The sequence below is a fragment of the Leucobacter chromiireducens subsp. solipictus genome (assembly GCF_016758195.1).
GTDB lineage: Bacteria > Actinomycetota > Actinomycetes > Actinomycetales > Microbacteriaceae > Leucobacter > Leucobacter solipictus.
The window spans coordinates 56,279-82,680 of sequence record NZ_QYAC01000008.1 but is presented as its reverse complement, the minus strand read 5'-3'; the positions used below and the strand labels follow the sequence as shown (position 1 = coordinate 82,680).

Sequence of the window (26,402 nt, the reverse complement as noted above, 5' to 3'; positions counted from 1 at the left end):
CCTATCGCAGCAGCAGGTTCGGCTGCAGCAGGTACTTGAAGCTCTCCTCGTCGACCTCGTCCTTGCTGCGCTGGCTCGTGATGAGCACCGGCCCGGGCTTGCCGGGGTTGTCGGTGCGCGTGAACGCGATGCGTGCGAACTCGGAGTGGGTCGACCGGAGGCCGTCCAGGAGGAACTGCGGCTTGAGTGACACCACCATGTCGTCGCCCACGAGGTGCGCATCGACCGTTTCGACCGCCTGGGCCGATTCCGTTCCCGCGGCCTCGAGCGTCACGGTGCCCTCAGCAAAGGAGAAGCGCAAGGCTGCCTCGCGCTCGAGCACCAGGCCCACGCGGCCCACGGCCTCGACGAGCTCGGCAGTGTTGACAACCGCGTAGTTGTCGACATTCTCGGGGAACAGGCGTCCCACGGGCGGGTAGTTTCCCTTGATCAGCAGCGAGGTAACGGTTTTCGAGGCGCCGGTGAAGGCAACGAGCTCGCGTTCCCCATCTTTCACGATCGCGACCTGTACCTGGCCGTCACCGGAGAAGGTCTTCCCCACCTCGGTGACGATCTTCGAGGGCACGAGCGCGGTCATGGCGCCCTGGGCGCCAACGTTCTCCCAGTCGATGCCGCGAGTCGCGACACGGTAGCGATCGGTCGCTGTGAGCGTCAATGAGTTCTCGTTGATCTCGAACTGGACGCCCGTAATGACGGGAGTGACATCGTCCTTCGACGCGGCGAGGGAGACCTGCGCAATGGCGTCCGCGAATACGTCCGCGGGAACGGCGCCGGAAACCTCATCTACCCGGGGAACCTGGGGGTACTCCTCCACCGGCATCGCGGGGAGGCTAAAGGATGCGGAGCCACACCGCACCTCCACGCGGCTCTCGAGCAGCGACACCTCGACGTCAGCGTGCGGGAGGCGCTGAGCGATCTCGCTCAGCAGGCGCCCCGAGACCAAGGCCCGACCGGCTTCGCCCACCTGAGCGAGGACCGTGGTCCGAGCCGACACCTCGTAATCGAAGGAGGATACGGTGAGTTGTTCGCCCTCCGCCTCAATCAAGGCGCCACTGAGCAGTGGCTGCGTCGGGCGCTGCGGGAGCAGCTTCACCGCGAACGATACCGCTTCGCTGAACACGTCACGGTTAACGGTGAATCGCATGTGGCTTCTCCTCCCGCCCCGCAAGCGTGGCTGTTTCGTTGGCTTCACAATCTTTGCACACTCGGCGGCGAGGAGCATCAGCAGGGGCTGGAAGCGGAGTTTTCCCCAGATCGGTCCGCGTGATCGAGTGCCCCTGAAAAAGAAGAGAAGTTGTTAACAGTGTTAACGGCTGTGGATTCTGTGGATAACTCCGAACATCCCTGTCATACACAGCGAATTACAGCCTTGTGACTTGTTGGCGAGATCTGGATAGCGCCGCGTTGGCGGAATGACGCCAAATTCTCGTGGCGCCGCTTCTGCACAGGCGCCGCGAAATCCTCCACAGAAACGCCCGGGTTCTCCCCAGCTATCCACACCCGACCCACAATCTGTGGATAACTCGGGTTAGCGGCTGCCCTGTTTGATGCGGGTGGTGAGCTCGGTGACCTGGTTGTAGATGGAGCGACGCTCGGCGATCAGCTGCGAGATCTTCTTGTGGGCGTACATCACTGTGGTGTGATCTCGCCCGCCGAAGAGCTGCCCGATCTTCGGCAGCGACAGCGGCGTGAGCTCGCGGCAGAGGTACATGGCAATCTGTCGGGCGGTCGCGATCTGCTGGGCACGCGTCGGGCCGTACAGGTCATCCACCGAGAGATCGAAATACTCGGCCGTCCGGCTAATGATGTCCGAGGGCAGCACCTCATTGTCCGCGTCGAGCGTGATGAGGTCCTTGAGCACCGTGTGCACCAGCGGCATGTCGATCCGCTGCTGGTTCAGGCTCGCATAGGCGGTGACGCGAATCAGCGTGCCCTCAAGCTCGCGAATATTCGAGGAGAACTTGCTGGCGATGAACTCCAGGATGCTGTGGTCGATCTCGAGGTTCTCCCGCTGAGCCTTCTTGCGCAGGATCGCGATGCGCGTCTCGAGATCGGGCACCTGAATGTCGGTGAGCAGGCCCCACTCGAAACGGGACAGCATGCGTTCCTCGAAGCCGCGAAGCTGCTTCGGCTGGACGTCACTCGTGATCACCACTTGCTTGTTGTGATCGTGCAACGTGTTGAACGTGTGGAAAAAGGCCTCCTGGGTCTCCACCTTGTCCTCGAGGAACTGGATGTCATCGACCAGCAGGATGTCCACGCTCCGGTACCGCGCGTGGAACGCGGCGCCCTGGTTGTTCGCAATGGAGTTAATGAAGTCGTTCGTAAAGTCTTCAGAGCTGACGTACCGAACACGCACATCTGGGAAGAGCTCCCGAGCGTAGTGACCAATCGCGTGCAGGAGGTGGGTTTTCCCCAGCCCGGAGTCCCCGTAGATGAAGAGCGGGTTGTACGCCCGTGCGGGCGCCTCGGCGACGGCGACGGCCGCGGCGTGAGCAAAGCGGTTGGATTGCCCGATGACAAAACTGTCGAAACGATACTTCTCGTTCAGCCGGCTATCCCCCGCGTCCTCGCCGCCGTGGCGCCCCCGCGGTTCGGCCAGCGGACGGGTCGGCTCCTGGCGTGCCGGGGCGGCGTCGTCGAAGCTCGGCGCCACGGCGGCAGCGGGCGCCGGTGCGGAAGTCTGCGGTTCGGGCTCGATATCCGGGTGAGCGTCCTCATCGACGATCACGACGAAGTTCTGAATCTCCTGGGCCTCAGGGATCGCCGCGATCGCCTGCATGATCGCCGGCCGGAGACGGTTCTCCAGAAGCTTCAGGGTGAACTCGAGCTGCACCGCAAGGTACAGCGTGCCCGCGGCGATACCGCGCGGCAGCGCGAGCGCCAACTGGGCGCCAACTGCGGGTCCTACTGCGGGATCCTGCATTACCGATTGGGTAACGCGGTCCCAGACCTCTTGTACTTCGTCCTCTGTCACGCAGGTACCCGGCTCGATCGTGGTGGGCTGTGGGGAATGTTATACCCAATCTTATCCACAAGCTGAACCGCGTGAATATGCGGGGAAACCTGCAGGGGTGGTCGGTGTGGGTACGTCTGAGGACACGTTAGTCACAGATTTGTCCACAGGCAAGTCCCCGGGGTGGTCGGGCCAAGTGTGGGGGCCTCAGGGGCGTGCCGCGGGACCGGTGTCCACGATCTTTTTGACGGGACCGTCGATTGGGCGTAGAGTAAATACCTTGTATGGGTGAACTGTCGCCCGTCCCAGATCCGACTTCCTCGACGACATGAGCTTCGGGGATCAGTTCCATAAGTCACGGAGTCTTCACATGAGCAAGCGTACTTTCCAGCCCAATAACCGCCGTCGCGCCAAGGTGCACGGCTTCCGCGCCCGCATGCGCACCCGCGCCGGCCGCGCCATCGTTGCTGCACGTCGCGGCAAGGGCCGTAGCAAGCTCACCGCATAATTCTTTCGTCCCAGGAGTACCATGCCTGCCCAGCGGCACCGCGTTACTCGGGGCGACGATTACCGACGGATCGTTCGATCCGGCTACCGCGTGGGTGGTGCATTCTGCATCACCCACGCGGTTTTGCGTGAGGCGGGGGAACCGGCTCGATTCGGGTTCATCGTCTCCAAAGCCGTCGGCAACGCGGTGCAGCGAAATCTGGCTCGGCGCCGGCTCAAGACCATCGCAGAGCGGCGCATCGCTGCGGGCTTCACCGGCGTGGACGTGGTGTTCCGAGCGCTTCCCGCAATCCTCGAGCCGGAGTTCGCGGTGCTCGAGCACGAGGTCGAACGCGCCCTCAGGCGCGTGGAAACGCGCCTCTCCCCGGTTCAGGACCCGTCGTGACTCGCCTGCTTCGGGAACTGTGGGTGATGCCGCGGAACCTTGCGATCGCGATCATGCTTGGGTATCGGCGGGTGATCTCCCCCTTGTACGGGCAGGTCTGCAGGTATTATCCATCGTGTTCCCGGTACTCTATGGAGGCCTACCAGCACTTTGGGTTGATCGCGGGAATTGGACTCACCGTGTGGCGCCTGCTGCGGTGCAATCCCTTTACCTCGGGTGGAATCGATGACGTTCCCACCCGGAAACACGAGAACTTTGTGATTAACTCGCGCGGCTTCGTCCGCCCCATCGAGCGAAAGGCCTAACGCGGTGGATTTCTTCGAGACAATACTCTGGCCACTGCGCTGGCTCGTTGAGCTGGTCCTGGCGGTGTGGCACCAGGCCCTCACCTGGCTCGGCATGGAAGCGGCGTCCGGCCTCACCTGGGTGCTGTCCATCGTCGGACTGGTGATCGTGGTGCGTTCCGCCCTGATCCCGGTCACGGTGCGACAGATCAAGTCCCAGCGCCGCATGATGGACCTGGCACCGGAGATGAAGAAGGTCCAGGACAAGTACAAGAACAAGAAGGATCAGTACTCGCGCGAGGCCATGAGCCGCGAGACGATGGCGCTGTACAAGAAGCACGGGACGAACCCGTTTGCCTCGTGCCTGCCCATGCTGATCCAGATGCCCGTCTTCTTCTCGCTGTTCTACGTGCTCCGTCACGCCTCGGAGAACAAGACCGGCATCGGCTTCATGACCAAGGACCTCACGCAGAGCTTCAACGAGGCGAGCATCTTCGGTGCCCCGCTCAAGATGAACTTCACGCAGGGCTGGGAAACCGGCAACTGGGTCGTCGTGATCCTCCTCGGCATCATTGTGGTGTTCATGATCGCCTCGCAGTTCTTCACGCAGCTGCAGATCATGTCGAAGAACGTGTCGGACGAGACGAAGAACTCCCCGATGTACCGCCAGCAGCGGATCCTGCTCTACATCATTCCGTTCGCGTTCCTGTTCTCGGGCGTGACCTTCCCGCTCGCACTCAACGTGTACTGGATGACCTCGAACATCTGGACCATGGGGCAGCAGTTCATCGTGATCCGCAACATGCCCACCCCCGGCAGCGATGCCTGGCGTGCACGTCAGGCCCGGCTGAAGGCCAAGGGTAAGCTGACGGACGAAGAGGTGCGTGTGCTCGACGCCCAGACGCCGACGAAGGCGGAGGGCCAGCGCCAGCAGCCGATCAGCGCCAAGCGTGCCAAGAAGAAGGGCAAGTGATCTCCGACGTGACTAGCGAACAGGACACCCCCGCGACCGAGAGCGACCTCAGCCTCGCCGAGCTCGAAGCCGACGGCGACCTTGCCGCGGACTACGTTGAGGGCCTGTTGGATATCGCCGACCTCGACGGGGACATCGACATCGACGTGGCGAACGGCCGGGCGTACGTGTCCGTGACCGGAGGCGGCGAGGAACTCGATCGGCTCGCGGCACCGGACACGGTTCAGGCGCTGCAGGATCTGACGCGCCTCGCCGTGCAGGCCAAGACCGGCCGGTTCTCACGCCTCATCATCGACGTCGGCGGATCGCGGGATGCGCGGGCGACCGAGCTGAAGGGCCTGGTCGACGCCGCCGTTGCGCAGATCGCCGCCGGTCGCGCCGAGGTCGAACTCGAGCCGATGTCCTCGTACGAGCGGAAGCTTGTCCACGATGAGGTCGCGGAGCGCGGCTATCGCTCGGAGTCGCGTGGTGAGGGCCGCGATCGGCGCCTCGTGATCAGCCGCGCGTGAGGTCCCCGATGAACCTGTTTCACGTGAAACGCCCGGGATGCGCGCGATGACCGAGCCTGGTGCCCCCGAGCTGGAGCATGAGCCGGCCGCCGCGGCCGACATCGCCGGCGATCGTATCGAGGTGCTCCGCGCCTTCGCGGCGGATCTGGCCGCCCGCGGCGAGGAACTCGGCCTGATCGGGCCGCTCGAACTCCCCCGGCTCTGGACCCGCCACCTGCTGAATAGCGCGGTGCTCGCACCCCTGATTCGCGAGGGTGCCCGGGTCGCCGATATTGGCACCGGCGGTGGCATGCCCGGTCTGGTGTTGGCGATTGTCCGTCCGGACGCGCGGTTTCTGCTGATCTAACCGATGGAGCGCCGCTGCAATTGGCTCACCGAGCAGATCGAGCGGCTCGGGCTCGAGAACGCGGAGGTACGTCGCGGGCGGGCTGAAGAGTTCCACGATGCCTTCGAGGTCGACCAGGTGACGGCGCGTGCGGTCACCGCGCTGCGGAAGCTCGTGCCGATCACGGCACCGCTGCTCCGCGACGGCGGCGAGATGCTCTTCCTCAAGGGGCTCTCGGTCGACACCGAGATCGAGGCCGCAACGAAGGCCCTGCGCAAGCACCGCGCGAGCGATATCCGCGTCGAAGAACTCGGGGCCGGGCAGCTTGCAGAGACGACGCGCGTGTTTCGGGCTACCATCAGAAGTCATGACTGATTCAGAGAAGTCGTTGGTCGGCGACCACCTCGTCGACAAGATTCGGCGACGCCGGAAACTGGCCGAAACGGTATCCCCGCTCCCCTCGGAGACCCGGGTGATTACGGTGTCGAATCAGAAGGGTGGCGTGGGGAAAACGACCACCACCGTGAATCTCGCGGCGGCACTCGCGCGCCGCGGTGCACGAGTGCTGGTGATCGATCTCGATCCGCAGGGGAACGCCTCAACCGCGCTCGGTGTGATGCACCGGCCCGAAGTCACGAGTGTGTACGACGTCCTGTTGGGTGACAGCGGCCTCGCGGACGCGCTGCAGCCCACCACTGACCACGAGAACCTGTGGTGCGTCCCCTCGACGATCAACCTCGCCGGCGCCGAGATCGAGCTGGTGTCCCTGGTCGCGCGCGAGCAGCGCTTGCGCACCGCGCTGCAGAGCTTCCTGGCCGAGGCGGACGAGATGTACCACTACGTGTTCATCGATTGCCCGCCGTCGCTCGGCCTCCTCACGGTCAACGCTTTTGTCGCGGCGAGTGAGGTGCTGATTCCGATCCAGTGCGAGTACTACGCGCTGGAGGGGCTCAGCCAACTTCTCGGGAACATCCAGTTGATTCAGAAGCACCTGAATCCCGGGCTGGACATCTCGACCATCTTGCTCACCATGTATGACGCGCGGACCAATCTCGCCCAGGAAGTGGCGGGAGAGGTTCGGGCGCACTTCCCGGATAAGGTGCTGGGTGCCGTGATCCCCCGGTCCGTGCGTATTTCGGAGGCACCGAGTTACGGCCAGACCGTGCACGCGTACGACGGTGCCTCGATCGGTGCGCTGGCCTATCTCGAGGCCGCGGCCGAGGTTGCCGAACGAGGCGCAGATGTTGCAATTTCGACAGAGAGGCGCGATTGATGGCGACGAAGAAGCGAAGCGGCCTCGGCCGTGGCATCGGGGCACTGATTCCCGAGGCCCCCACCACCGGGGATCGCCCGGTGGACGTGTTCTTCCCCGCCGCGACCGCGGCGGATCCCGCGGTGCCCGCGAGCGATCCCGCCGAACCGGCCGAGTCGAACGGCGGCGAGTCCGCGCTGCAGGAGGTGCCCGGCGCGCGCCTCACACGCCTCGCGCTCGCGGACATCATGCCGAACCGCGTGCAGCCGCGCACCGAGTTCGATGAGGAAGCGCTCGCCGAGCTCACGCACAGCATCCGCGAGTTCGGCGTGTTCCAGCCGATCGTGGTGCGCGAGATCGAACCCGCGCCGGCCGCAGGCCCCCGCTACGAGATCATCATGGGTGAGCGCCGTTTCCGCGCCTCGACGCAGGCCGGGCTCGATACGATCCCCGCGATCATCCGGAGCACCGCGGACGAGCACATGCTCCGCGATGCGCTGCTCGAAAACCTGCACCGCGCCCAGTTGAACCCGCTCGAAGAGGCGTCCGCATACCAGCAGCTGCTCGCCGACTTCGGGATCACTCAGGAACAGCTCGCCGAACGCATCGGCCGCTCGCGCCCGCAGATCTCGAACACGATCCGGCTCCTTCGGCTGCCGGAGCCCGTCCAGGCGCGCGTCGCAGCGGGGGTCCTGACCGCGGGACACGCGCGTGCGATCCTCTCGCATGACGGGGACGGCGAGTCCATGCAGCGGCTCGCCGACAAGATCGTGAACGAGGGCCTGTCCGTGCGCGCAGCGGAGGCCGCCGCGGCCGAGGGACCCGCGCGCAAGACGCCGAAGGCCCGTGCCGGCGGTGTGCAGGCGCAGCTCGGCGAGATCGCCGATCGGCTCGGCGATCGCTTCGATACGCGCGTGGCGGTGAAGCTCGGGGCGAAGAAGGGACAGATCGTCATCGACTTTGCGACGATCGCGGACCTCAAGCGCATTCTCTCGGAGCTCGGGGACCCCGGCTTCAGCTGAGCGCTCGCCCCGGATCGTCAGCTGTGATTGACTGACGGTATGACCGACGCACCTCGAATTGTCAGCGCTGAACGTGTGGTGGCCGCGAGTCCACCGACCATCTTCGAACTGATCGCGGACCCGTCTCAGCAGCCGCGGTGGGACGGGAACGACAACCTCGCGGAGGCGGCGCCGGGGCAGCGGGTGCACGCGGTCGGCGACGTGTTTGTAATGACCAACGTGGGCGATCGCGTGCGCGAGAACCGGGTCGTCGAATTCGTGGAGGGCCAGCGCATCGCCTGGCTCCCCTCCCCGGTGGGTGAAACCCCGCCCGGTCACCTGTGGCGGTGGGAGCTCGAAACGACATCCGGCGGCACCCTGGTGCGGCACACCTACGACTGGACGGGCTTGACCGATGAGCGCCGCTTCGCGCGTGCACAGGCGAACACCGTCGAGGGCCTGAGCGCCTCGATCGTCCGCCTCGCGGAACTCGCCGAACAGATCGAGGCGGGGCAGGCGGCACCGAGCCAGCAATAGCGCGAGGGCCGGTGGATCCAGATGGATCCACCGGCCCTCGGCGTGCGCTGGCGACTAGATGATGCCGGCGAGGTGCTCCTCGATCATCGGCTTCGGCATGGCGCCGATGATCTCGCGGACCTCTTCGCCCCCCTTGAACACCTTCATCGCGGGGATGGAGGTGATCCGGTACTGCGCGGCGAGGTTCGGGTTCTCGTCCACGTTGAGCTTCACGATCCGGATCTTCCCGTCCTGCTCGGCGGCGATCTGGTCGAGGACCGGCGCGACTGCGCGGCACGGGCCGCACCAGGCCGCCCAGAAGTCCACGAGGACGGGGATATCGCTCTGCAGCACGACCTTGTCGAAGGTCTGCTCGTCGACGTTAATGGGTTCAGACATGTTGACTCCTCAAAAAGTGCGGGATGAAAATGGGTGGACTAGGCCGAAGCCAATGCCGCGGTCTGCGCCTGCTCCAGCGCCGCGAGGTAGTGCTCGGCGTCGAGTGCCGCAACGGTGCCGGACGCCGCGGCCGTGACGGCCTGGCGGTAGTTCGGATCCGTCACATCACCGGCGGCGAAGACGCCAGCCGCGGAGGTGCGCGAGCTGCGGCCCTCGACGGCGATGGTGCCCTCTTCGGTCAGATCGAGCTTGCCGTGCACGAGATGGGTGCGGGGATCGTTGCCGATCGCCACGAACAGGCCGGAGAGCTCCAGCTCCCGCTCCGTGCCATCCACGGTGTCGCGCAGCGTGACCCCCGTGACCTCGGTCTCCCCCTGAATTGCGGTGACCTCGGAGTTCCACACGAACTCGATCTTGTCGTTGTCGAAGGCCCGCTGCTGCATGATCTTCGACGCCTTGAGCTCGTCGCGGCGGTGAATGACGTACACCTTGTCCGCAAAGCGGGTCAGGAAGGTGGCCTCCTCCATCGCGGAGTCGCCACCGCCCACCACGGCGATGGTCTTCTCACGGAAGAAGAAGCCGTCGCAGGTGGCGCACCAGGACACACCGTGCCCGGCGAGGCGATCCTCATCGGCCAGCCCGATCTTCCGGTAGGCCGAGCCCGTGGCGTAGATCACGGTCAGCGCCTCGTGCACGGAGCCGTCGCCCGCGGTGACGCGCTTGACGTCCCCGGAGAAGTCGACCTCGGTGATGTCGTCGTAGCGCACCTCGGTGCCGAAGCGCTCGGCCTGCTCCTGCATCCGCTGCATGAGCTCCGGGCCCTGGATGCCCTCGGGGAAACCGGGGAAGTTCTCGACCTCGGTGGTGTTCATCAGTTCGCCGCCAACCTCCACCGAGCTCGCGAACAGCACGGGCTTCAGGCCGGCGCGCGCGGCGTAAATGGCTGCGGTGAACCCGGCTGGGCCGGAACCGATGATGATGATCTGCTGCATGAGGCTCCTCGCACGCATCGCGGGTGATACGGCCAGGGAGGCCGCACGGTGGGTATAACCCATCCTAGGCGTGTGCTATTCCTGTGCGGGAGAACCGGCACTCAGGGGATCCGCAGCCTTCCGATCCTGGGGCGATCCGGCCGCGGCCCCGGCCTCGGTACCGGATTCCGGCTCGGTGCCGTCACCGCGCCGCCTCCGGAGGCTGCGCCAGATCCCGAAGCCGAGGAGCAGGGCCGCGAGGCCGCCCAGGACCCACAGGCCGATCGTCTCGACGGAGCTGCGAATGGAGATCGGCAGGGTTCCCGTGAATACGGTGGGCTCCCCCGAAGCCGCCGCAATGCTCACGATGAGCCCGGACTCGCCGGAGGAGACCCGGCTGCGCACGGGGACGAGGACGCGCTGGTTGGCCTCGGCGGGGACCGCGACGTCTTCGTACGTGCGCTCGGCGATCGAGAGCCCCGCGGATGACGGATCGACGCGCACCTGCACGCGCGCGTCGAAGGGCAGCGCGTTCTGGAGTTGCACGGGCACCCGGGTCGAGGTTCCCACGAGCTGCGTGTGCTCAGTGCTGATGGCGCGGACTCCGGTGAGGAGTTCGGCGTCGCGTTCGCGATAGGCGCCAGCGACCTCAGCGAAGTCCACCCCCGGGGCGGCGAAGCGCGTGGCGAAGAGTTCGAGGAGGCGAGTCCGCTGGTACCCGCTCAGATATTCCGGCTGCACCAGCACGGCCCCGATCGCGTTCACGGAGGACTCGCGGCCTGCGGAGGACCGCAGCAGCTCCCGACGGTCCTCGAGCGTGTCGCCCGCGCGAAGCGTGGCCTTTCCCTCGGGGAGCGCCGCGACCGGCGTGGGCTGCACAAATTCGAGGGAGTCGATCAGGCGGAGCAGCCCGGCGGGTTCGGGTGCCCCAGCCACGGCACCCCGGTCGAGGCCGAGGAGCAGCCCGGACGAGCCTGCCTGGGCCGCGACGGCAAGCTCCGCGCTGAGCCGCGCGGCACCGAGGGCGCGCTCGGCCGCCGTATCGGCGCCGAGCGCGGTGCGGGCCGCATCCCCGAGCGCGGCATCGATGACGAGCGCGGATCCGGTGCCCAGGGCGACCCGGGGCGCCGTGGCACCGGTGACGTTTCCGGAGTCCACGACCACCGTCGGCAGACCGCTTGCCTCGAGCAGATCCAGCGTCGCCTGGTCAACGGCGCCCTCCGCGGGCCAGGCCACCGGCTGCGCGTCGGTCCACTGCATGAGTTCGCGCAGGGTGGGGAGCGCGGGCACCCGGGGAGTGTCGGCGGTGTCGGCGGCGTCATCGGCGTCTTCCGTGTCGGCCGCGGCGTCTGCGCCGGTGGCCGGTGCCGCCGCGGCACCATCACGGGGCTGCTCGGGGTCCGCGGGTTTCTCGGGATCCGCCGGTTTCTCGGGATCCGCCGGTTTCTCGGGATCCGCCGGATCTGCCCCGGCGGGATCGGCCTCGGCCGGATCCGCGTCGGCGGGATCTTGTTCGACGGGGAACTTCCCGAATCGCGACACGAAGTCGAGACTGGTCGGGGCGAGAAGCCGGGTAAAGCCGAGTGCCGCCTGCGCGGCCGGGTCCGCGTCGGCGAACTGCAGCAGGAACGACGGAAGGTTCAGCGCGGACATGCGTGCCAGCAGGTCCCGAGAACGCTCGGGCGCCTCGGTGCCGTATGCGCGAATCCCCGCGATGATCCGGGGATCGATGGCGAGCGTGGCGTGATGGGCCCGCGCCTCGGTGAGGAGCTCGTCCCAGCCAGGCGTGAGCGCGGACAGCTGCTGCCGCGTGGGGAGCGTGTGGATATCGCTCGGGAAGACCAGCGGCACGATCATCCCGAGCGGCACGGTCGCCGGCGTCGCCGCCGCGCCACGCCACACGAGCGGCGCGGTCGCCTGCACTGACGTTGCCGCGGCGTCGGCGTCCGCGTCATCGGCGGTGGCGTCATCTGGGTCATCCGTGGCCTGATCCGGCGTGAACTCGGCCGCGATGAGGTGAGTCCCGAACGGGGCGTCGGCAGCGAGCGGGATGCGGGCGCGGGCCACGGTCACCGTGGTCGCCTGGTCCTCGCCGGCCCCGGTCGCGCCCAATTCGGCCTCGGCGATGCGGGGACTGCCCGGGGGGAGCTCTCCAGCGATCTCGGTGCGATCCGTCACTGGCGTCGCACCGAAGCGCAATTCGACGCGACCGCCGGGCACCGGGTCCGGGCCGGGATTGCGAAGCAGCAGGGTGAACTCCACCTCGGAGGTGTCCGGCCGGATCACGGCGTCCGTGGGGGCCACGAGCAGCGTGGGGGCCTCCGCACGGTCTTCTGCCGCGCCGTCCGTGTTCGCGGCGTCCTCGGCGCGTGCGGCCGGCACACCCCACGTGACCGAGGTGAGGGCGCCGGCCAGGAGGCCAAGCGACAGCAGGGCCGCGGACAGGGCGCGAAACCGGGGAGCGAAGGGCATGCGCACCAGTCTAAAGACCGGGACCGGTGCGGTCCCCCAGGTACCCTTGGAGGATGCCATCTCTTGCCGAATCCATGGACGCGTTGCGCGCGATCGCCGCATCCGCACCTGTCGCGACGCTCGCCGAGGCGTTTGCGGCTCGGGGCCACGAGTTTGCGTTGGTGGGTGGGCCCGTTCGGGACGCACTGCTCGGCCGCCGCGTGACAGATCTCGACTTCACCACCTCTGCGCGGCCGGATGAGACGCGGGCGATCCTTGACGAACTCACCCCGAACGTGTGGGATGTGGGCCGAGACTTCGGCACGATCGCGGCGCGGGTGCGCGGCGAGGTCGTCGAGATCACGACCTATCGCGCGGAGATCTACCGCGAGGACTCTCGGAAGCCGGTGGTGAGCTACGGCGACACGATCGAGGGCGACCTGGTGCGCCGCGACTTCACGATCAACGCCCTGGCGCTGATGCTTCCCGAGCTGCGCCTCGTCGACGTGTCGGGCGGGGTTGATGACCTGCTCGCGGGCCGGATCCACACCCCCGGCGCCCCCGAGGCCTCCTTCACCGATGATCCGCTGCGGATGCTGCGCGCCGCTCGGTTCGCCGCGCAGCTTGAGTTCGAGGTGTCCGCCGACACCCAAGCGGCGATGGTGCAGCTTGCCGAGCGGCTCGACATCATCTCGGCCGAGCGGATCCGGGACGAGCTCGTGAAGCTCCTGAGCGCCGCCGACCCCGTCCCCGGCATCCGGCTGCTCGTGGACACGGGCCTGGCCGAGCGGTTCCTCCCCGAGCTCACGGCCCTGCAGAGCACGCAGGACGATCACGGGCGTCACAAGGACGTGTACGAGCACAGCCTCACCGTGCTGCGGCAGGCGATCGAGCTGGAGATCGCGCGGCGGCCGTCCGAGCAGGAGGCGCCGGATCTGGTGCTCCGGCTCGCCGCGCTGCTTCACGACATCGGGAAGCCGGCCACGCGACGATTTGAGCGCGGCGGTGTCACCTTCCACCACCACGACATGGTGGGGGCCAAACTGGCACGGAAGCGACTCCGGGAGCTGCGCTTCGACAACGACACCGTGAAGCGGGTTGCCCGGCTCGTCGAGCTGCACCTGCGGTTCTTCGGGTACAGCGATCAGCCGTGGACCGACTCGGCCGTGCGTCGCTACGTGCGGGATGCGGGAGGCGAACTCGAGCAGCTCCACATCCTCACGCGCGCCGACGTGACCACGCGCAACCGGCGCAAGGCGGAACGGCTGGAGCACGCGTACGACGACATCGAGCGCCGGATCGCGGAGCTCGCGGAGGCCGAGGAACTCGCGGCGGTGCGCCCCGAGCTCGACGGTGCCCAGATCATGTCGATTCTGGAGATCCCGCCGGGGCCGCTGGTGGGCCAGGCGTACCAGTTCCTGCTCGAGCTGCGGCTCGACGAGGGGCCCATCGGGGAGGCCGCGGCCGAGGCGCGGCTCCGCGATTGGTATGCGGCGCAGGGCGCGGCATGATCGAGCATCCCACCCCGGCCACCACACCCCACCACTCACACACGGAGGAATCCACGATGCAGGCAGCGGACGCGAGCAGCTGGTTCGGCGGGACGCCACGCATGATGTTCGTGCACGCCCACCCCGACGACGAGACGATTACGACGGGCGGAACACTCGCCGGTCTCGCGGCCGCCGGGCAGGAACCGCTCCTGGTAACGCTCACCCGCGGTGAACGCGGTGAGGTGGTCCCGGGCCCGTTTTCCGCGCTGCAGGGCACCGAGGGCCTCGCGCCGCACCGACAGGCCGAGCTCGCGGCGGCGCTGTTCATGCTCGGACTTGAGCGCCACGCCTTCCTCGGCGTCGAGCCCGCGCGGGCGGCGGGCCTCTCCCCCGTCATCTACGAGGACTCGGGCATGGAGTGGGGGCCGGACGGTCGCGCGGCTGCCGCCCCGGATGCCGGGCGGGACGCCCTCACGCGCGCGCCCGCGGTCGAGGCGCTCAACGATCTCCTCGCCGCAGCGCACGACGCGGGGGCGCGGGGCATCGTGAGCTACGACGACGGGGGCGGCTACGGCCACCCGGACCACGTCTTCGCCCACCGGATCGCCCGTGCGGTGGCCCACGCCCTGGGGCTCCCCTTCTGGGAGATCGTGTCCGATCCGGCCGCCGCCGTGGGGGCCGAGGCGGTCGACTCCCCCGTGGCGGATGCCGAGACGGGCACCGAGACGGATGCCGTGGCGGTGCACGACGTCACGCCCTGGCTCGACCGAAAGGTCGCCGCACTGCGAGCCCACGCGACCCAGCTCACCGTGGACGGCGACGACATTGTGCACGTCGGCGGCCAGCGGCAGCCGATCGGCGCGCAGGAGGCATTCCGGCTCCGTGAGAACCCGACCGGGTAGCGGAACGCGGGGCGGAGTAGACTATGGCGTCGGGCGCGCCGAGCGCCAGAACTGAGAACAGGGGTGCGATGAGTGTGAAGGTGGCCCTCGCGGGCGTTGGCAACTGTGTGAGTTCGCTCGTGCAGGGAGTCGAATACTATCGGGGCGCCGCCGATGACGCCCAGGTCCCGGGGCTGATGCATGTCCGGCTCGGCGGCTATCACGTGTCGGACCTCGAGTTCGTCGCGGCGTTCGAGGTCGACGCGGAGAAGGTCGGGCTGGATCTCGGGTCCGCCATCTGGGCCGGCCACAACAACACGATCAAGTTCTCCGACGTGCCCGAGCTCGGCGTGACGGTGCAGCGCGGCCCGACCCTTGACGGTTTGGGCGAGTACTACCGCGACGCTGTGACGGAGTCCACGGCGGATCCCGTTGACGTGGCGCAGGCGCTGCGCGACTCCGGGGCCGAGGTGCTCGCGTGCTACCTGCCCGTCGGCAGCGACGACGCGGTGAAGTTCTACGCCCAGGCCGCACTCGATGCCGGCGTCGCGTTCGTGAACGCGGTTCCGGTGTTCGTGGCGAGCGATCCCGAGTGGGCGGCGAAGTTCGTCGCGGCCGGGGTGCCGATCGTCGGCGACGATATCAAGAGCCAGGTGGGCGCAACGATCACGCACCGCGTGCTCGCCCGCCTTATGGAGAGCCGCGGCATCGCGCTCGACCACACGTACCAGCTGAACGTCGGCGGCAACATGGACTTCAAGAACATGCTGGAGCGCAGCCGCCTGAAGTCGAAGAAGATCTCGAAGACGCAGGCCGTGACGTCGAATCTCGACGTGGACATGCATCCCGACGACGTCCACATCGGCCCGAGCGATCACGTGCCGTGGCTCGAGGACCGGAAGTTCGCGTTCGTGCGGCTCGAGGGCCGCGGCTTCGGCGACGTGCCGATGACGCTCGAGTACAAGCTCGAGGTGTGGGACTCCCCCAACTCGGCGGGCACGATGATCGACGCGATCCGGATCGCCAAGGTGGCGAAGGATCGCGGCCTGGGCGGCCCGGTCGAGGCCGCATCCGCGTACTTCATGAAGTCGCCGCCCGTGCAGAAGCCGGATCACGCCGCGCGCGAAGAGCTCGAGGCCTTCCTCGCGGACCCCGCCGCGTAACGACTCTCCCGCGGTTCCCGTGTTGCACGACACCGGAGCAGCTCTTCGACAGCCTCGGACTGCATCCTCGATGCGGACCGAGGCTGTCGTCGATTTCCGCGGTGATGGCGGCCGGAGTGGCACCTGAGGGTGCCGGATCGCGGGCCTCGGGTGCGTCACCCATCCCAGCGGAGATTCACGGAAACCTCGGAGATTTTCTCGCGAAAACCGGGCATGGGCGCAGGATCTCCGTTGGTTTGGTTGTCGCGGCTCCCGGCTCCCGGCTCCCGGCTCTCGGCTGGCGGCTGGCGGCTGGCGGCTGGCGGCTCGGCTGCGGGGCGCCTGGGGCTGCGGGGGCACGTGCTATCCCGGGGCGAGGCCTGTGACAGACACGCCTGCGCCCAGCGTGCCGTAGACCTCCAGCAGCCGCTGCGCGTGCGCGTCCCAGTTGTGGGCGAGCGCGAACGATCGGGCCTCTCGGCCCAGCGTCGCGCGCCGTGCGGGATCCTGCAACACCCCGGCGATCGCATCGGCCCACACCTCGGGGTCGCGCCCGGCAACCCGCAGCTCCGCGGTCGGCGGGGACGCCTCCAGGAGCCCGGTGTGCGCGGCGACGACCGCCGGCACGCCGCTCGCCGCGGCCTCGAGCGAGACCAGCCCAAACGACTCCGAGTGCGAGGGCACCACGACCACGCTGCTCTCGGCGAGGAGCCGCGCGGAGGCCGCCCGATCCTGCGCGGGGAGGAACCTGACACGATCGGCGATACCGCCTCGCGTGGCGAGGGCGCGCAGCTCGGCGGCGTAGGCCTCGGCCCCCGGCGTGGGCTCCCCCGCGATGACCAGCTCGGACCGCGCCCAGAGTTCCGGATTGCGGCGCGCCAGCGCGAGGGCGGCCTGCACGGCGAGATCCTGGCCCTTCAGTGGCTGCACGCGCCCGAGCACGGTGATGCGGAGCGGCCCCGCGGCGCCGGGCGCGGGGCGGAAGAGTTCGGTATCCACGCCCGGATGGATGATCGCGGCGGGCCGCCCGGGCTCGCCGTATCCCTCGGTGATGCCGCTCAGCTCGCTGCGGCTGCACGCGATGAGCTGGGCCGATCTCGTGAGGGCGCGCTCCCCCGCGAGCCGCAGCGCGGGCTCGGGACGATCGCCCGGGGCCAGGCGCGCGTTCTTCTGCGCGGCGACCGTGTGGAACGTCACCGCCGGCGTGATCCCGCTGCGTTGCGCGAGCGGGAGCGCCGCGAGCCCGCTGAGCCAGTAGTGCGCGTGCACCGCGTCGAAGGGACCGTGCGCGGCGAGCTGCGTGGCAAACTCCGGCACGAGCCTCGGCAGGAGTTCCTTGCGGAGCTCGGGATCTCCGACCGGGAGGGCGGTGAGCCGGACGCCGGCCTCGAGCTCACGCGTTCCGGCGGGCAGCTCGGCCGTGGCTCGGGTGAAGGCGGTGACCTCGTGCCCGGCGCGAGCGAGCGCGGCCGCGGCTGCGGCCACCACCACGTTCATGCCCCCGGCATCGCCGCTTCCCGGAACCGCGGCGGGCGAGGTGTGCAGGGAGATGAGCGCGATCCGCATGCCCACAGCCTACGGGCGAAACGGAGCCCGAACTTCGGCGGAACGGCGACCCCACCGAGGCAGGAGAGATGCTAAGCTGTTCAGGTTGTCTGTGCGTGGCGTACTCTTCGCGACGCGCGGGCACGATGCACAAACACCCTCCTGCCACAGAAATCCTGTGGCCGTGAAGTCCGAAGGAGGTGGGTCAGTACATGCATCCGTACGAACTCATGGTGATCCTCGATCCGGGTATCGACGAGCGCACCGTGGCTCCCAGCATGGAGAAGTTCCTCGGCGTCATCCGCAACGCGGGCGGCGAGATCGAGAACGTCGACATCTGGGGCAAGCGTCGCCTCGCTTACGAGATCAACAAGCAGGCTGAGGGCATCTACGTCGTGGTGAACTTCACCGCGTCGCACGAAGCCACCGCTGAGCTCGATCGTCAGCTCGGCCTGTCCGAGGCAGTGCTCCGCACCAAGGTGCTGCGCTCCGACGAGCTCATCGCCCAGCGCGCAGCGCAGGCGAAGCACGAGCAGGCAAAGGCTGCTCGCGCAGCGAAGGTGGGCGCGTAGCTCATGGCCGGCGAGCCGCTGATCACTGTCGTCGGTAACCTCGTTGCCGACCCCGAGCCTCGCGTGAGCCAGGCCGGTAAGTCGTGGGTGACGTTCCGTATCGCCTCGACCCCGCGCGTGCGTGACCGCCAGTCGGGTGACTGGTCGGACGGCGAACCGCTGTGGCTCGGTTGCCGCGCGTACGGTGAGTACGCCGACAACATCGCCGCGTCGTTGACGAAGGGCTCGCGCGTGATCGTGCAGGGCCGCCTGACCCAGCGCAGCTACACCGACAACCAGGGGCAGCAGCGGACCTCTCTCGACCTTGAGGTCGAAGAGATCGGCCCGTCGCTCCGCTTCGCAACTGCCCAGATTTCTCGGGGACAGTCGCGCGGCCAGGTTGGCGGCTTCGGCGGCGGCAGCGGTCAGCCCGCAGGGCAGAGCAGCTGGGGTCAGCCCGCAGCGCCTCAGCAGCAGCAGCCACAGGACACTCCCTGGGGCGGTCAGCCGCAGCAGGGCGGTGCCGGTGACTTCGGCGGCGGCTTCGACGACGAGCAGCCTTTCTAAGGCCGCTTCTCTGTCGTCTCGCGCGGCAGGCACCCTCCCGTCCGCTCTGACGGCGAGCATCAACTTTTTGTTTCGAGCGTGCTTGAGACATCACCAGAAAAGAGACCAACTATGGCAGGCAAGTCCAGCGGCGCAGCCCGCAAGCCGGGTCGCGGCAAGAACGCAAAGGTCGTCGCACCCGCCAAGAAGCAGACCGTCGGCGTCATTGACTACAAGGACGTCGCAACGCTTCGCAAGTTCATTTCCGAGCGTGGGAAGATCCGCGCGCGTCGGATCACCGGCGTTTCCGTGCAGGAGCAGCGACTGATCGCGAAGGCCGTGAAGAACGCCCGCGAGATGGCACTCCTCCCCTACGCCGGCTCCGGCCGCTAAGGAGAACGAGAATCATGGCGAAGGTAATTCTCACGAACGAGGTCCAGGGCCTCGGTTCCGCCGGCGACGTCGTTGACGTCAAGAACGGCTACGCACGCAACTACCTCGTGCCCCAGGGCTACGGGGTGCACTGGACCCGCGGTGGCGAGGCTCAGGTTGCACAGCTCCGTGCCGCTCGCGACGCACGTGCGCTCGCTTCGGTCGAGGACGCTCAGGCGCTCAAGGCCAAGCTCCAGGAGGGCAAGATCCGCCTCCAGGCGAAGACCGGCACCGGTGGCCGCCTCTTCGGTTCGGTGAAGCCGGCCGCGGTTGCGGCTGCGATCGCCGACGCTGGCCTCGGCCAGGTCGACAAGCGCAAGATCACGCTCCCCAGCGTGAAGTCGACGGGTGAGTACAAGGCGACGGTGCACCTCCACGAGGGCGTCGACGCAGTGGTGACCCTCCAGGTCATCTCGCAGCGCTAAGCTCGCGACACCCGCAACGGCGGGGTGGTGATCCTCTTCGGATCGCCACCCCGCCGTTGCGCTTTTCCGGAGGCAGATAGCGCGCGAAGAACGGGTGAACCGGGCGTGTCGCGGGAGCATCGCGGGCGTGTCAGCCGCGGCTTGACAGCGCGCCTATCGCAGGGTAGTTCTCCACACTTCACGACGCGCCGTCGTCTTCAATGTCACCCTGAAAGTTGAATAACTTTCCCCCTGTGGAAAGTATAAACACCAGATCAGAGCGATAATTCGGCGGAATACTCCACACCTATCCACACGTTGTCCCCAAGCATGTGGATAACATGTGGGAAAAATCGCCCGGTTATCCACGAAGTTATCCACAGGTAGAATTGTGTGAGGCTTGAGCCCCTCCCCGGGTGCCCGTAACGTGAATGTCCGGGGTCGGGTGTCTGATGGAAGAGTCGCCGTTCCCAAGGCATCGAGAAGGAGTGATCGAGTGTCGATCGCACACCTGGGTATCCCAGATTCCCCCGCGGAAGAATTTCCCCGCGGACACGAACGCACGCCGCCGTACGACCTGCTCGCCGAGCAGAGTGCGCTCGGCGGAATGCTCCTGTCAAAGGACGCGGTCGCGGACGTCACCGGCCTGCTCGCCGGGGGCGACTTCTACGTCCCCAAGCACGAGGTGATCTACGAGGCCGTGCTCTCCCTGTACTCCCGGGGCGAGCCCACCGACGTCATTACGGTCACGGACGAACTGACGAAGAGCGGCGAGTTGCAGCGTGCGGGCGGCGCCGAATACCTGCACACCGTCACGAGTATCGTTCCGACCGCCGCGAACGCCAGCTTCTACGCCGAGATCGTCGCGGAGAAGGCGCTGCTGCGGCGCCTCGTCGAGGCCGGCACCCGGATCGTGCAGATGGGCTACGCCGGAGAAGGCGAAGCGATCGACCTCGTCAACGTCGCACAATCAGAAATCTACGGCGTGACCGGTGAAAGCCAGGGCGAAGACTACGTGCCGCTGCATCTCGCCGTCGATGCCGCGCTTGAGGAGATCAACAAGGCGAACAGCGCGACGGACGGCATGCTGGGCGTGCCGACCGGCTTCAGCGAACTCGACGCCATGACCAACGGCTTCGCCGGCGGGCAGATGATCATCATCGCGGCCCGACCCGCGATGGGCAAGTCAACCCTGGCGATGGACGTGGCCCGCAACGCCTCCGTGCACGCGAACGCCCCGACCGTGTTCTTCTCGCTCGAGATGGGGCGCGCGGAGATCGCGATGCGGTTGCTCGCGGCTGAGGCGAGTATCCCCATGCAGACCCTCCGCAAGGGCTCGCTCGACAACCGGGACTTTCAGAAGCTCGCCGCCACGCAGGCGCGGGTGGCCGAGGCGCCGCTGTTCATCGACGATAGCCCGAACCTCACGCTCGTCGAGATTCGTGCGAAGTGTCGCCGGCTGAAGCAGCAGCACGGCCTGCGCATGGTCGTGATCGACTACCTGCAGCTGCTCTCCAGCGGCAAGAAGTCCGAGAGCCGTCAGCAGGAGGTCTCGGAGTTCTCGCGTGCGTTGAAGCTTCTCTCGAAGGAGCTGGACGTTCCCGTGATCGCGCTGTCGCAGCTGAACCGTGCATCGGAGCAGCGCGCCGACAAGATGCCCGCCATCAGCGATCTGCGCGAGTCGGGCTCGCTGGAGCAGGACGCCGACATGGTGATCCTGCTGCACCGCGAGGCCGTGGGCGATCGGGACAGTCCCCGCGCGGGCGAGGCGGACTTCATCCTCGCCAAGCAGCGTAACGGCCCCACGGGGACGGTCACCGTCGCGTTCCAGGGCCACTACTCGCGCTTCCAGGACATGCCGAGCGGGATCTGATCCATCCTCCTGCGGGCCGGGACCTCCCGGCTCGCAGGCCGACGATCCCTGAGAGGGCATCTCGGACGCGAGCGGTACACTACAGGGAGTATGGAAAGGGGAGGCATGTCCGCTGCGGCACCGACATCAGCGCGATCGACGACCACCCAGCCTCCGATCTCGCGCACGGTGCGCCTGATCCGAGTTGCGGTCCTGATCGTTGCCGGCATGGTCATCGCGTTCTCCGCGACCCTGCACGAGCAGCTCTCCTTCGACGTTGGCGTGGCCACGGCGGCGCTCGGTGCCATCGGCATTGCGCACCTCATCGAGTGGCTCGCCGCGCCGGCCGCGCAGCGCACCGTGGTCCCCCTCATCCTCGGGATCATCTCGGTACTCGCCGGGGTCATTCTTCCGTTCTTCACGGGGTCGGTGCTCGTCTTCGCCTGCGTCATCGCCGGCTGGGCGCTGATCAGCGCGCTCCTGGAGTTCCTCGGGGCCGCCGTACGCCCCGGGTCGCGCCAGGACGCCACCCTCGTGGGTGCCGCCGGCGTGCTCCTGGCGCTGTTCGTGCTGTTGGCGCGCGAAGATCAGGTCGCCGTGCTCGGGTTTTTCGGCGCGTACGCGATCCTCGTTGGCGTCTTCCTAGGAATCTCCGCGTTTGATACGCGCCGCGTCACCGAGATCACCGGTGACGAAGCGGGCAGCGCGCCCGCCGCCCGGTAACCCCCTCACACGTCTGACCGAAAGCACCCGATGACTCAGTCTCCCGAGCCCACCCCGCAGGATCCCGTGAACCCGAGCCGCCGCGACCGACTGCGACCGCTGGAGTTGCTGGTCTTTGCGACCGTGCTGGGTGTGTTCGCCGGCCTGATCGTGCTGCTCACCACCCGCGACTGGGTCCTCGGCCTGATCTTCCTCGGCATCGGCTTTATCGTGTCCGTCCTCATGGTCGCCCTCGTGGGGCTGGGCGGAAAGCCGAGCGCCGAGGACGAGGCCGCGCGGAAGGATCTGCAGCAGCCCGACAACGGCAAGAACTGGCACTAGCCCGCGGCGGACGGATCTCGTTCGAGTCGCGCCCACCGGCGTGACTTGCCGCGCGTCCACGCCCGCGCGGCGCGGCTCGAGAGGGCGAGCAGGATCAGAATGTCGAGCGCGAGCGTGAGCAGCGTGGCGCGCACGGTCAACCCGTCGTCGCCCGCAAAATAGGCGATCGCGGCGCTCGTGATACTGAGGGCCGTCCACGCCTGCACCAGCATGCGCGCGGTGTTGCTGCCGCGCCACAGGCCGAAGCCGAAGACCAGGAGCACCAGCGTCCAGAGGGCCACGGCCCCCAAGATGATCCCGAGCACCACGGGCTCCGATTCGGCGTCAAGGTCGAACTCCGTGCGCAGGCTCGGCCACTGTCGGAGGAAGCCGAGCATCCACAGCGGACCGCCCAGCGCCCGCAGCACGAGCAGCACGGTGCCGCCCACGAGTGCGCCGGGGCGCTGCGCTGACGGCGCGATGTCGGGTTCCGGCGGGAGGAGATCCTCCGCGGCTTCGAGGACGCTCCGCTTGCGTGGCTCACGAGTCATGGCTCGAAACACCTCCCGAAAGGATCAGGATCGGGAGGTCCCCGTCCGTGCGGATCGTATCCCCGCCGCCGTTCCGGGAGTGGTAGCCGGTCGAGAAATCGTGCAGGATCTCGAGCTCCACGTCCGGGTTGCCCACCCGCACCGTGGCGATCACGTGGTCTCGTTCAATATCGGTGTCCGCGTCGATCCGGTGGGTGATCTGCAGGGTGAACAGCGAAAAGCCCACTGCGCGGTCGAAGGTGCCCGCCGCGAGCCAGTCCACGCGGGTCCCGCCGGGGAGTAGCCATCCCTCGGGCGTGCGCCAGAACCTGATGTGGTGCCGCTTTGCGGGGTTGCCCTCGACCTCCTGTTGATATGCGAAGTCGTGGGGGCGTGAGAAGAGGAACAGCGGGCTCACCGGCGCGCGGTCGTAGCTGCGGCGGGTGAGCGTGGAGGCGATGATCCCCCACGAGGAGCGAAGGGTGATGGGATCGGCTCGGACCCACTTCGCCCGCTCCATTGCGGTGTGCAGCTCGGCCTCGCTGCCCCGGAGCGCCAGGTTGATGGGGTCGCCCAGCAGCCCGTCGCTCGTCCGGGTGCGGCCGATGAAGTAATCGGGCACGTAGATCGTCGTGAGGATCCGGTGCAGCCGCGGGAGCACGAGGTAGGCGAGCAGCACCCAGAACGCGATGAGGAAGAGCACGCTGAACCAGGTGAACTGCAGCGTCTCAGTGAGCAGCAGCCAGGACAGCCAGATCGCCGCGAGGCCCGCGTAGACGAAGAAGAACTGGTCAAACAGCGCGGAGATGGGCACGCGCCGACGCCGCTCGGGGCGGGGCGTCGGCGCGGCACTCATGTTCACATCGTAGCGAACCCCTGGTCAGGGCCTAGTCTTCGGGATCGTCCGGATCGATTGGTGCGTGGTGATCGAAGCCGACCACCGACCGCTTCCAGTACCCGCTGATCTCGATCTGCTCGCGCGGGAGCTCGAGCTCGCGCCGCAGGTACCGGCGCAGCGGGATCAGGCGGCCCGCCTCGCCGCCCGCGAACACGTACGTCTCGGCGTCGACCCCCGCGGTGCGTGCCGCGTCCGCGAGCCCCTCGGGTGCTGCGGTCACGGCGACCTCGCGCCCGCCCTGCGCGAGGAGGTACCGCCGCACCCAGTCGAGTGGGCCGGTGACGTCGACGATCACCTCGATCCGCGCGCTCTCGGGCATCGCCTCGATCCAGCGTGCAGCCGCCGGCAGCGCCGTTTCGTCGACGATGCACAGGACGCGTGGGGCGTCGAGGGCCGCCGCAATCGAGCCGCGCGGGCCGACCATCACGAGCTCGTCGCCGGGCTGAGCGCGCGTGGCCCAGTGCGCCGCGGGGCCCGGATCCTCGTGACGGAGAATGTCCAGATCGAAGACCCGGTGACCCGTCGCCGGGTCGGTGCCGACGTTCAGCGGCGTGAAGTCGCGGCCATACATGACGCCCTCTGGGCGCACGATCCCGCTCCCCGTGGGGCTCTCGGCGGTCGGCGCGAGAAGCTCGCCGGTGACGGGGTCGGGGAAGAAGATCTTCGCGTGGTCCTCGGGGCCCGTGCTGACCCAGTCCGCGAGCTCCGGGCTGGAAAACGTGACGCGGATGAACCGTTCCACATCGGCGACGCGCGTGACCGTGATCCGGCGGGCCGTGAAGCGGTGCATGGTGCGCGGTCGAGCGAATCGCGGCGGGGAACTCTGCGGGGTCACGAGGGATCCTTTCATCAGATGAATCTGTCTTCGAGCCTAGCAGCGGCCTCTCCGGCGGGGCGGAAACGCCGGAAACGCCGGAGGGCCCGAGGCGATGCCCCGAGCCCTCCGACGTTCACGCGCGGTGGCCGCCTACCGCGTGAGGAAATCGAGCAGGCGCGTCGCGTCACCGATGTAGGTGGCAGGGGTCAGCGCGAGGAGGCGCTGCTTCGCCGCGTCGCCGATCTCAAGCCCGGACACGAACTCGACGAGCTCGGCCTGGCCGATCCGGCGGCCCCGGGTCAGCTCCTTGAGCGCCGCGTAGGGGTCCGAGATCGTCGAGCGCCCGGCCGTGACCTCCGCGCGGATCACGGTCTGGATGGCCTCGCCGAGCACCTCCCAGTTGGCATCGAGATCCGCCGCGAGCACCTCGGGTGCCGCGTCGATCTGGCCGAGCCCCTTGAGGATGTTGTCGAGCGCGAGGACGGAGTGCCCGAGAGCCACGCCGATGTTCCGCTGCGCCGAGGAATCCGTGAGGTCGCGCTGCCAGCGACTCGTGACGAGCGTCGCCGCGAGCGAATCGAGGAGCGCGTTCGACAGCTCGAGGTTCGCCTCCGCGTTCTCGAAGCGGATCGGGTTGACCTTGTGCGGCATCGTCGAGGAGCCGGTGGCGCCCGCGACGGGGATCTGGCGGAAGTAGCCGATGGAGATGTAGCTCCAGATGTCGGTCGCGAGGTTGTGCAGGATCCGGTTGGCGTGAGCGATGCGCGTGTACAGCTCCGCCTGCCAGTCGTGCGACTCAATCTGCGTGGTCAGCGGGTTCCAGTCGAGGCCGAGGCCCTCAACGAACTCCTGCGACACCTGCGCCCAGTCGGTGTCGGGATCCGCGGCGAGGTGCGCGGCGAAGGTGCCGGTGGCGCCCGAGAACTTGCCGAGGTACTCGATGTCGTCGATCTGATTGAGCTGGCGCTCCAGGCGGTACACGAACACGGCGAGTTCCTTGCCGAGCGTGGTCGGCGTCGCCGGCTGGCCGTGCGTGCGGCTCATCATCGGCAGCTCGCGGTACTCCTCGGCCTGGCGGGCGAGCTCCGCGATGACGGCCTCGAAGCGGGGGCGCCACACGTCGGCAACCGCCTGCTTCACGGTGAGCGCGTAGGACAGGTTGTTGATGTCCTCGCTGGTGCAGCACACGTGGGTGAGCTCGGAGAGGTGCGAGAGCCCCTGGGTCTCGAGGCGGGCACGCACCAGGTACTCGACGGCCTTCACGTCGTGCTGCGTGGTCTTCTCGGTTTCGGCGAGCTCGTCGATCTCGGCCTGGCCGAAGTCGGCAGCCCAGGCGCGCAGTTCAGCGAGCTGTTCCGGGGCGATCGGGGTGCCGCCGAGCAGCGAGTGCTCGGTGAGGTAGGCGAGCCACTCGACCTCGACGTGCACGCGGGCCTTGTTCAGGCCGGCCTCCGAGAGCGTGTCGCCCAGGGGCGCGACGGCGGCGCGGTAGCGTCCGTCCAGGGGGCTAATGGGCTGCGGGGGCAGGGGCGTCATGGCATCTCCGTGCGTGTCGGGGCGAGCGGCTTCGGCGTGGCGCTGCCGCCGGCACAGAAACGTGGGCGCGCGCGATCCGCCCCCATTCTCCCATGCCCCGTGTGACACCCGGGACGCCGCCCTGCCCCGCCCGAGGCCCCCGGCTCGCCCCACCCCACCCCACCCCACCCCACCCCGGCAAATTATCTTGACCGAGGGAAATAAGTCAGAAAATGGCTCGGCG

The 26,402-nt window shown here is 67.8% G+C and carries 28 protein-coding genes and 1 pseudogene; 19 read left to right on the top strand and 10 right to left on the bottom strand.

The genetic code is table 11. The features are described 5' to 3' along the window. Position 1 precedes the first annotated feature (1 nt). Both dnaN and dnaA read right to left on the bottom strand, forming a co-directional pair. Complete coding sequence (gene dnaN / locus D3230_RS14315) at positions 2-1,144, bottom strand: DNA polymerase III subunit beta (RefSeq protein WP_202345729.1); 1,143 nt, start codon at positions 1,142-1,144, stop codon at positions 2-4. A 384-nt stretch (positions 1,145-1,528) separates the two neighbouring features. Continuing rightward, a complete protein-coding gene (gene dnaA / locus D3230_RS14310) occupies positions 1,529-2,926 on the bottom strand; it encodes a chromosomal replication initiator protein DnaA (RefSeq protein ID WP_237467616.1) in 1,398 nt (465 codons plus the stop codon). A 400-nt stretch (positions 2,927-3,326) separates the two neighbouring features. On the opposite strand from dnaA, the gene rpmH reads away from it, so the two are divergent. The 9 genes and pseudogenes from rpmH to D3230_RS14265 all read left to right on the top strand — a co-directional run bounded on the left by rpmH (position 3,327) and on the right by D3230_RS14265 (position 8,729). Continuing rightward, positions 3,327-3,464 carry a 50S ribosomal protein L34 gene (rpmH, locus tag D3230_RS14305; RefSeq protein WP_010155609.1) on the top strand — a complete coding sequence of 46 codons (138 nt, stop codon included), beginning with the start codon at positions 3,327-3,329 and terminating at the stop codon, positions 3,462-3,464. Positions 3,465-3,485: 21 nt separating this feature from the next. Further along, the gene (gene rnpA, locus D3230_RS14300; RefSeq protein ID WP_202345727.1) at positions 3,486-3,848 is read left to right on the top strand and encodes a ribonuclease P protein component; all 363 of its coding nucleotides are present in this window, start codon (positions 3,486-3,488) and stop codon (positions 3,846-3,848) included. A 26-nt stretch (positions 3,849-3,874) separates the two neighbouring features. Then, complete coding sequence (gene yidD / locus D3230_RS14295) at positions 3,875-4,153, top strand: membrane protein insertion efficiency factor YidD (RefSeq protein ID WP_202345862.1); 279 nt, start codon at positions 3,875-3,877, stop codon at positions 4,151-4,153. Between the two features lie 4 nt (positions 4,154-4,157). Further along, positions 4,158-5,105: a membrane protein insertase YidC gene (gene yidC / locus D3230_RS14290; protein ID WP_202345726.1), complete on the top strand. Its 948-nt coding sequence runs from the start codon at positions 4,158-4,160 to the stop codon at positions 5,103-5,105. Further along, the gene (locus D3230_RS14285; RefSeq protein WP_202345861.1) at positions 5,105-5,614 is read left to right on the top strand and encodes a R3H domain-containing nucleic acid-binding protein; all 510 of its coding nucleotides are present in this window, start codon (positions 5,105-5,107) and stop codon (positions 5,612-5,614) included. Before yidC ends, D3230_RS14285 begins: the two co-directional genes overlap by 1 nt. Before the next feature lie 46 nt (positions 5,615-5,660). Next, positions 5,661-6,314, top strand: a pseudogene (gene rsmG, locus D3230_RS14280) (16S rRNA (guanine(527)-N(7))-methyltransferase RsmG). Then, positions 6,307-7,212 (top strand): ParA family protein, encoded by a 906-nt coding sequence (locus D3230_RS14275; protein ID WP_237467614.1) that lies wholly within the window; start codon positions 6,307-6,309, stop codon positions 7,210-7,212. The pseudogene rsmG and the gene D3230_RS14275 overlap by 8 nt, the downstream one beginning before the upstream one ends. After that, positions 7,212-8,213: a ParB/RepB/Spo0J family partition protein gene (locus D3230_RS14270; RefSeq protein ID WP_202345725.1), complete on the top strand. Its 1,002-nt coding sequence runs from the start codon at positions 7,212-7,214 to the stop codon at positions 8,211-8,213. The genes D3230_RS14275 and D3230_RS14270 overlap by 1 nt, the downstream gene beginning before the upstream one ends. 39 nt (positions 8,214-8,252) lie before the next feature. Then, positions 8,253-8,729, top strand: a complete 477-nt coding sequence (locus D3230_RS14265) for an SRPBCC family protein (protein ID WP_202345724.1) — start codon at positions 8,253-8,255, stop codon at positions 8,727-8,729. Between the two features lie 54 nt (positions 8,730-8,783). Here the strand turns inward: D3230_RS14265 and trxA are convergent, their stop codons facing one another. The 3 genes from trxA to D3230_RS14250 all read right to left on the bottom strand — a co-directional run bounded on the left by trxA (position 8,784) and on the right by D3230_RS14250 (position 12,550). Continuing rightward, on the bottom strand, positions 8,784-9,107 hold the full coding sequence (gene trxA, locus D3230_RS14260) for a thioredoxin (protein ID WP_202345723.1): 324 nt from the start codon (positions 9,105-9,107) through the stop codon (positions 8,784-8,786). A gap of 38 nt (positions 9,108-9,145) precedes the next feature. Beyond that, the gene (gene trxB, locus D3230_RS14255; RefSeq protein WP_202345722.1) at positions 9,146-10,099 is read right to left on the bottom strand and encodes a thioredoxin-disulfide reductase; all 954 of its coding nucleotides are present in this window, start codon (positions 10,097-10,099) and stop codon (positions 9,146-9,148) included. A gap of 75 nt (positions 10,100-10,174) precedes the next feature. Next, a complete protein-coding gene (locus D3230_RS14250) occupies positions 10,175-12,550 on the bottom strand; it encodes a DUF6049 family protein (RefSeq protein ID WP_202345721.1) in 2,376 nt (791 codons plus the stop codon). Between the two features lie 53 nt (positions 12,551-12,603). Between D3230_RS14250 and D3230_RS14245 the strand changes: the two genes are divergently transcribed. The 3 genes from D3230_RS14245 to D3230_RS14235 all read left to right on the top strand — a co-directional run bounded on the left by D3230_RS14245 (position 12,604) and on the right by D3230_RS14235 (position 16,066). Then, on the top strand, positions 12,604-14,040 hold the full coding sequence (locus D3230_RS14245; protein WP_202345720.1) for a CCA tRNA nucleotidyltransferase: 1,437 nt from the start codon (positions 12,604-12,606) through the stop codon (positions 14,038-14,040). Further along, positions 14,037-14,924 (top strand): PIG-L family deacetylase, encoded by an 888-nt coding sequence (locus D3230_RS14240; RefSeq protein ID WP_237467612.1) that lies wholly within the window; start codon positions 14,037-14,039, stop codon positions 14,922-14,924. Before D3230_RS14245 ends, D3230_RS14240 begins: the two co-directional genes overlap by 4 nt. Before the next feature lie 68 nt (positions 14,925-14,992). Beyond that, on the top strand, positions 14,993-16,066 hold the full coding sequence (locus tag D3230_RS14235; protein WP_202345719.1) for an inositol-3-phosphate synthase: 1,074 nt from the start codon (positions 14,993-14,995) through the stop codon (positions 16,064-16,066). A 342-nt stretch (positions 16,067-16,408) separates the two neighbouring features. Here D3230_RS14235 and D3230_RS14230 read toward each other — a convergent pair whose 3' ends face one another. Then, positions 16,409-17,611 carry a glycosyltransferase gene (locus tag D3230_RS14230; protein ID WP_202345718.1) on the bottom strand — a complete coding sequence of 401 codons (1,203 nt, stop codon included), beginning with the start codon at positions 17,609-17,611 and terminating at the stop codon, positions 16,409-16,411. 191 nt (positions 17,612-17,802) lie between these two features. Here D3230_RS14230 and rpsF point away from each other — a divergent pair, with 191 nt between their 5' ends. The 7 genes from rpsF (at position 17,803) to D3230_RS14195 (ending at position 22,419) form a co-directional block, all read left to right on the top strand. Continuing rightward, the gene (gene rpsF, locus D3230_RS14225) at positions 17,803-18,162 is read left to right on the top strand and encodes a 30S ribosomal protein S6 (RefSeq protein ID WP_087015190.1); all 360 of its coding nucleotides are present in this window, start codon (positions 17,803-17,805) and stop codon (positions 18,160-18,162) included. 3 nt (positions 18,163-18,165) lie between these two features. After that, entirely contained in the window at positions 18,166-18,708 is a 543-nt protein-coding gene (ssb, locus tag D3230_RS14220; protein WP_202345717.1) for a single-stranded DNA-binding protein, read from the top strand. Positions 18,709-18,819: 111 nt separating this feature from the next. After that, positions 18,820-19,080 carry a 30S ribosomal protein S18 gene (rpsR, locus tag D3230_RS14215; protein WP_087015192.1) on the top strand — a complete coding sequence of 87 codons (261 nt, stop codon included), beginning with the start codon at positions 18,820-18,822 and terminating at the stop codon, positions 19,078-19,080. Positions 19,081-19,094: 14 nt separating this feature from the next. Further along, positions 19,095-19,544, top strand: a complete 450-nt coding sequence (rplI, locus tag D3230_RS14210; protein WP_202345716.1) for a 50S ribosomal protein L9 — start codon at positions 19,095-19,097, stop codon at positions 19,542-19,544. 475 nt (positions 19,545-20,019) lie between these two features. Then, on the top strand, positions 20,020-21,396 hold the full coding sequence (dnaB, locus tag D3230_RS14205; protein WP_202345715.1) for a replicative DNA helicase: 1,377 nt from the start codon (positions 20,020-20,022) through the stop codon (positions 21,394-21,396). A gap of 105 nt (positions 21,397-21,501) precedes the next feature. Beyond that, positions 21,502-22,098, top strand: a complete 597-nt coding sequence (locus D3230_RS14200; RefSeq protein ID WP_202345714.1) for a hypothetical protein — start codon at positions 21,502-21,504, stop codon at positions 22,096-22,098. Positions 22,099-22,128: 30 nt separating this feature from the next. Then, positions 22,129-22,419 carry an ABC transporter ATP-binding protein gene (locus tag D3230_RS14195; RefSeq protein ID WP_202345713.1) on the top strand — a complete coding sequence of 97 codons (291 nt, stop codon included), beginning with the start codon at positions 22,129-22,131 and terminating at the stop codon, positions 22,417-22,419. Here the strand turns inward: D3230_RS14195 and D3230_RS14190 are convergent. The 4 genes from D3230_RS14190 to purB all read right to left on the bottom strand — a co-directional run bounded on the left by D3230_RS14190 (position 22,416) and on the right by purB (position 26,179). After that, positions 22,416-22,949: a hypothetical protein gene (locus D3230_RS14190; RefSeq protein ID WP_202345712.1), complete on the bottom strand. Its 534-nt coding sequence runs from the start codon at positions 22,947-22,949 to the stop codon at positions 22,416-22,418. The genes D3230_RS14195 and D3230_RS14190 overlap by 4 nt on opposite strands. Continuing rightward, positions 22,939-23,784, bottom strand: coding sequence for an LssY C-terminal domain-containing protein (locus tag D3230_RS14185; RefSeq protein ID WP_202345711.1), 846 nt, complete (start codon positions 23,782-23,784; stop codon positions 22,939-22,941). The genes D3230_RS14190 and D3230_RS14185 overlap by 11 nt, the downstream gene beginning before the upstream one ends. Before the next feature lie 31 nt (positions 23,785-23,815). Further along, the gene (locus D3230_RS14180; RefSeq protein WP_337249198.1) at positions 23,816-24,661 is read right to left on the bottom strand and encodes a siderophore-interacting protein; all 846 of its coding nucleotides are present in this window, start codon (positions 24,659-24,661) and stop codon (positions 23,816-23,818) included. 132 nt (positions 24,662-24,793) lie between these two features. Then, positions 24,794-26,179 (bottom strand): adenylosuccinate lyase, encoded by a 1,386-nt coding sequence (gene purB / locus D3230_RS14175; protein ID WP_202345709.1) that lies wholly within the window; start codon positions 26,177-26,179, stop codon positions 24,794-24,796. Between the last annotated feature and the right edge of the window lie 223 nt (positions 26,180-26,402).

What these genes read in the sequence shown, in the direction of transcription:
- dnaN (WP_202345729.1), bottom strand. Translation starts at nt 1,144, where the DNA reads ATGCGATTCACCGTTAACCGTGACGTGTTCAGCGAAGCGGTATCGTTC.
- dnaA (WP_237467616.1), bottom strand. Translation starts at nt 2,926, where the DNA reads ATGCAGGATCCCGCAGTAGGACCCGCAGTTGGCGCCCAGTTGGCGCTC.
- rpmH (WP_010155609.1), top strand. Translation starts at nt 3,327, where the DNA reads ATGAGCAAGCGTACTTTCCAGCCCAATAACCGCCGTCGCGCCAAGGTG.
- rnpA (WP_202345727.1), top strand. Translation starts at nt 3,486, where the DNA reads ATGCCTGCCCAGCGGCACCGCGTTACTCGGGGCGACGATTACCGACGG.
- yidD (WP_202345862.1), top strand. Translation starts at nt 3,875, where the DNA reads ATGCCGCGGAACCTTGCGATCGCGATCATGCTTGGGTATCGGCGGGTG.
- D3230_RS14275 (WP_237467614.1), top strand. Translation starts at nt 6,307, where the DNA reads ATGACTGATTCAGAGAAGTCGTTGGTCGGCGACCACCTCGTCGACAAG.
- D3230_RS14270 (WP_202345725.1), top strand. Translation starts at nt 7,212, where the DNA reads ATGGCGACGAAGAAGCGAAGCGGCCTCGGCCGTGGCATCGGGGCACTG.
- D3230_RS14265 (WP_202345724.1), top strand. Translation starts at nt 8,253, where the DNA reads ATGACCGACGCACCTCGAATTGTCAGCGCTGAACGTGTGGTGGCCGCG.
- trxA (WP_202345723.1), bottom strand. Translation starts at nt 9,107, where the DNA reads ATGTCTGAACCCATTAACGTCGACGAGCAGACCTTCGACAAGGTCGTG.
- trxB (WP_202345722.1), bottom strand. Translation starts at nt 10,099, where the DNA reads ATGCAGCAGATCATCATCATCGGTTCCGGCCCAGCCGGGTTCACCGCA.
- D3230_RS14250 (WP_202345721.1), bottom strand. Translation starts at nt 12,550, where the DNA reads ATGCCCTTCGCTCCCCGGTTTCGCGCCCTGTCCGCGGCCCTGCTGTCG.
- D3230_RS14245 (WP_202345720.1), top strand. Translation starts at nt 12,604, where the DNA reads ATGCCATCTCTTGCCGAATCCATGGACGCGTTGCGCGCGATCGCCGCA.
- D3230_RS14240 (WP_237467612.1), top strand. Translation starts at nt 14,037, where the DNA reads ATGATCGAGCATCCCACCCCGGCCACCACACCCCACCACTCACACACG.
- D3230_RS14235 (WP_202345719.1), top strand. Translation starts at nt 14,993, where the DNA reads ATGAGTGTGAAGGTGGCCCTCGCGGGCGTTGGCAACTGTGTGAGTTCG.
- D3230_RS14230 (WP_202345718.1), bottom strand. Translation starts at nt 17,611, where the DNA reads ATGCGGATCGCGCTCATCTCCCTGCACACCTCGCCCGCCGCGGTTCCG.
- rpsF (WP_087015190.1), top strand. Translation starts at nt 17,803, where the DNA reads ATGCATCCGTACGAACTCATGGTGATCCTCGATCCGGGTATCGACGAG.
- ssb (WP_202345717.1), top strand. Translation starts at nt 18,166, where the DNA reads ATGGCCGGCGAGCCGCTGATCACTGTCGTCGGTAACCTCGTTGCCGAC.
- rpsR (WP_087015192.1), top strand. Translation starts at nt 18,820, where the DNA reads ATGGCAGGCAAGTCCAGCGGCGCAGCCCGCAAGCCGGGTCGCGGCAAG.
- rplI (WP_202345716.1), top strand. Translation starts at nt 19,095, where the DNA reads ATGGCGAAGGTAATTCTCACGAACGAGGTCCAGGGCCTCGGTTCCGCC.
- D3230_RS14200 (WP_202345714.1), top strand. Translation starts at nt 21,502, where the DNA reads ATGTCCGCTGCGGCACCGACATCAGCGCGATCGACGACCACCCAGCCT.
- D3230_RS14195 (WP_202345713.1), top strand. Translation starts at nt 22,129, where the DNA reads ATGACTCAGTCTCCCGAGCCCACCCCGCAGGATCCCGTGAACCCGAGC.
- D3230_RS14190 (WP_202345712.1), bottom strand. Translation starts at nt 22,949, where the DNA reads ATGACTCGTGAGCCACGCAAGCGGAGCGTCCTCGAAGCCGCGGAGGAT.
- D3230_RS14185 (WP_202345711.1), bottom strand. Translation starts at nt 23,784, where the DNA reads ATGAGTGCCGCGCCGACGCCCCGCCCCGAGCGGCGTCGGCGCGTGCCC.
- purB (WP_202345709.1), bottom strand. Translation starts at nt 26,179, where the DNA reads ATGACGCCCCTGCCCCCGCAGCCCATTAGCCCCCTGGACGGACGCTAC.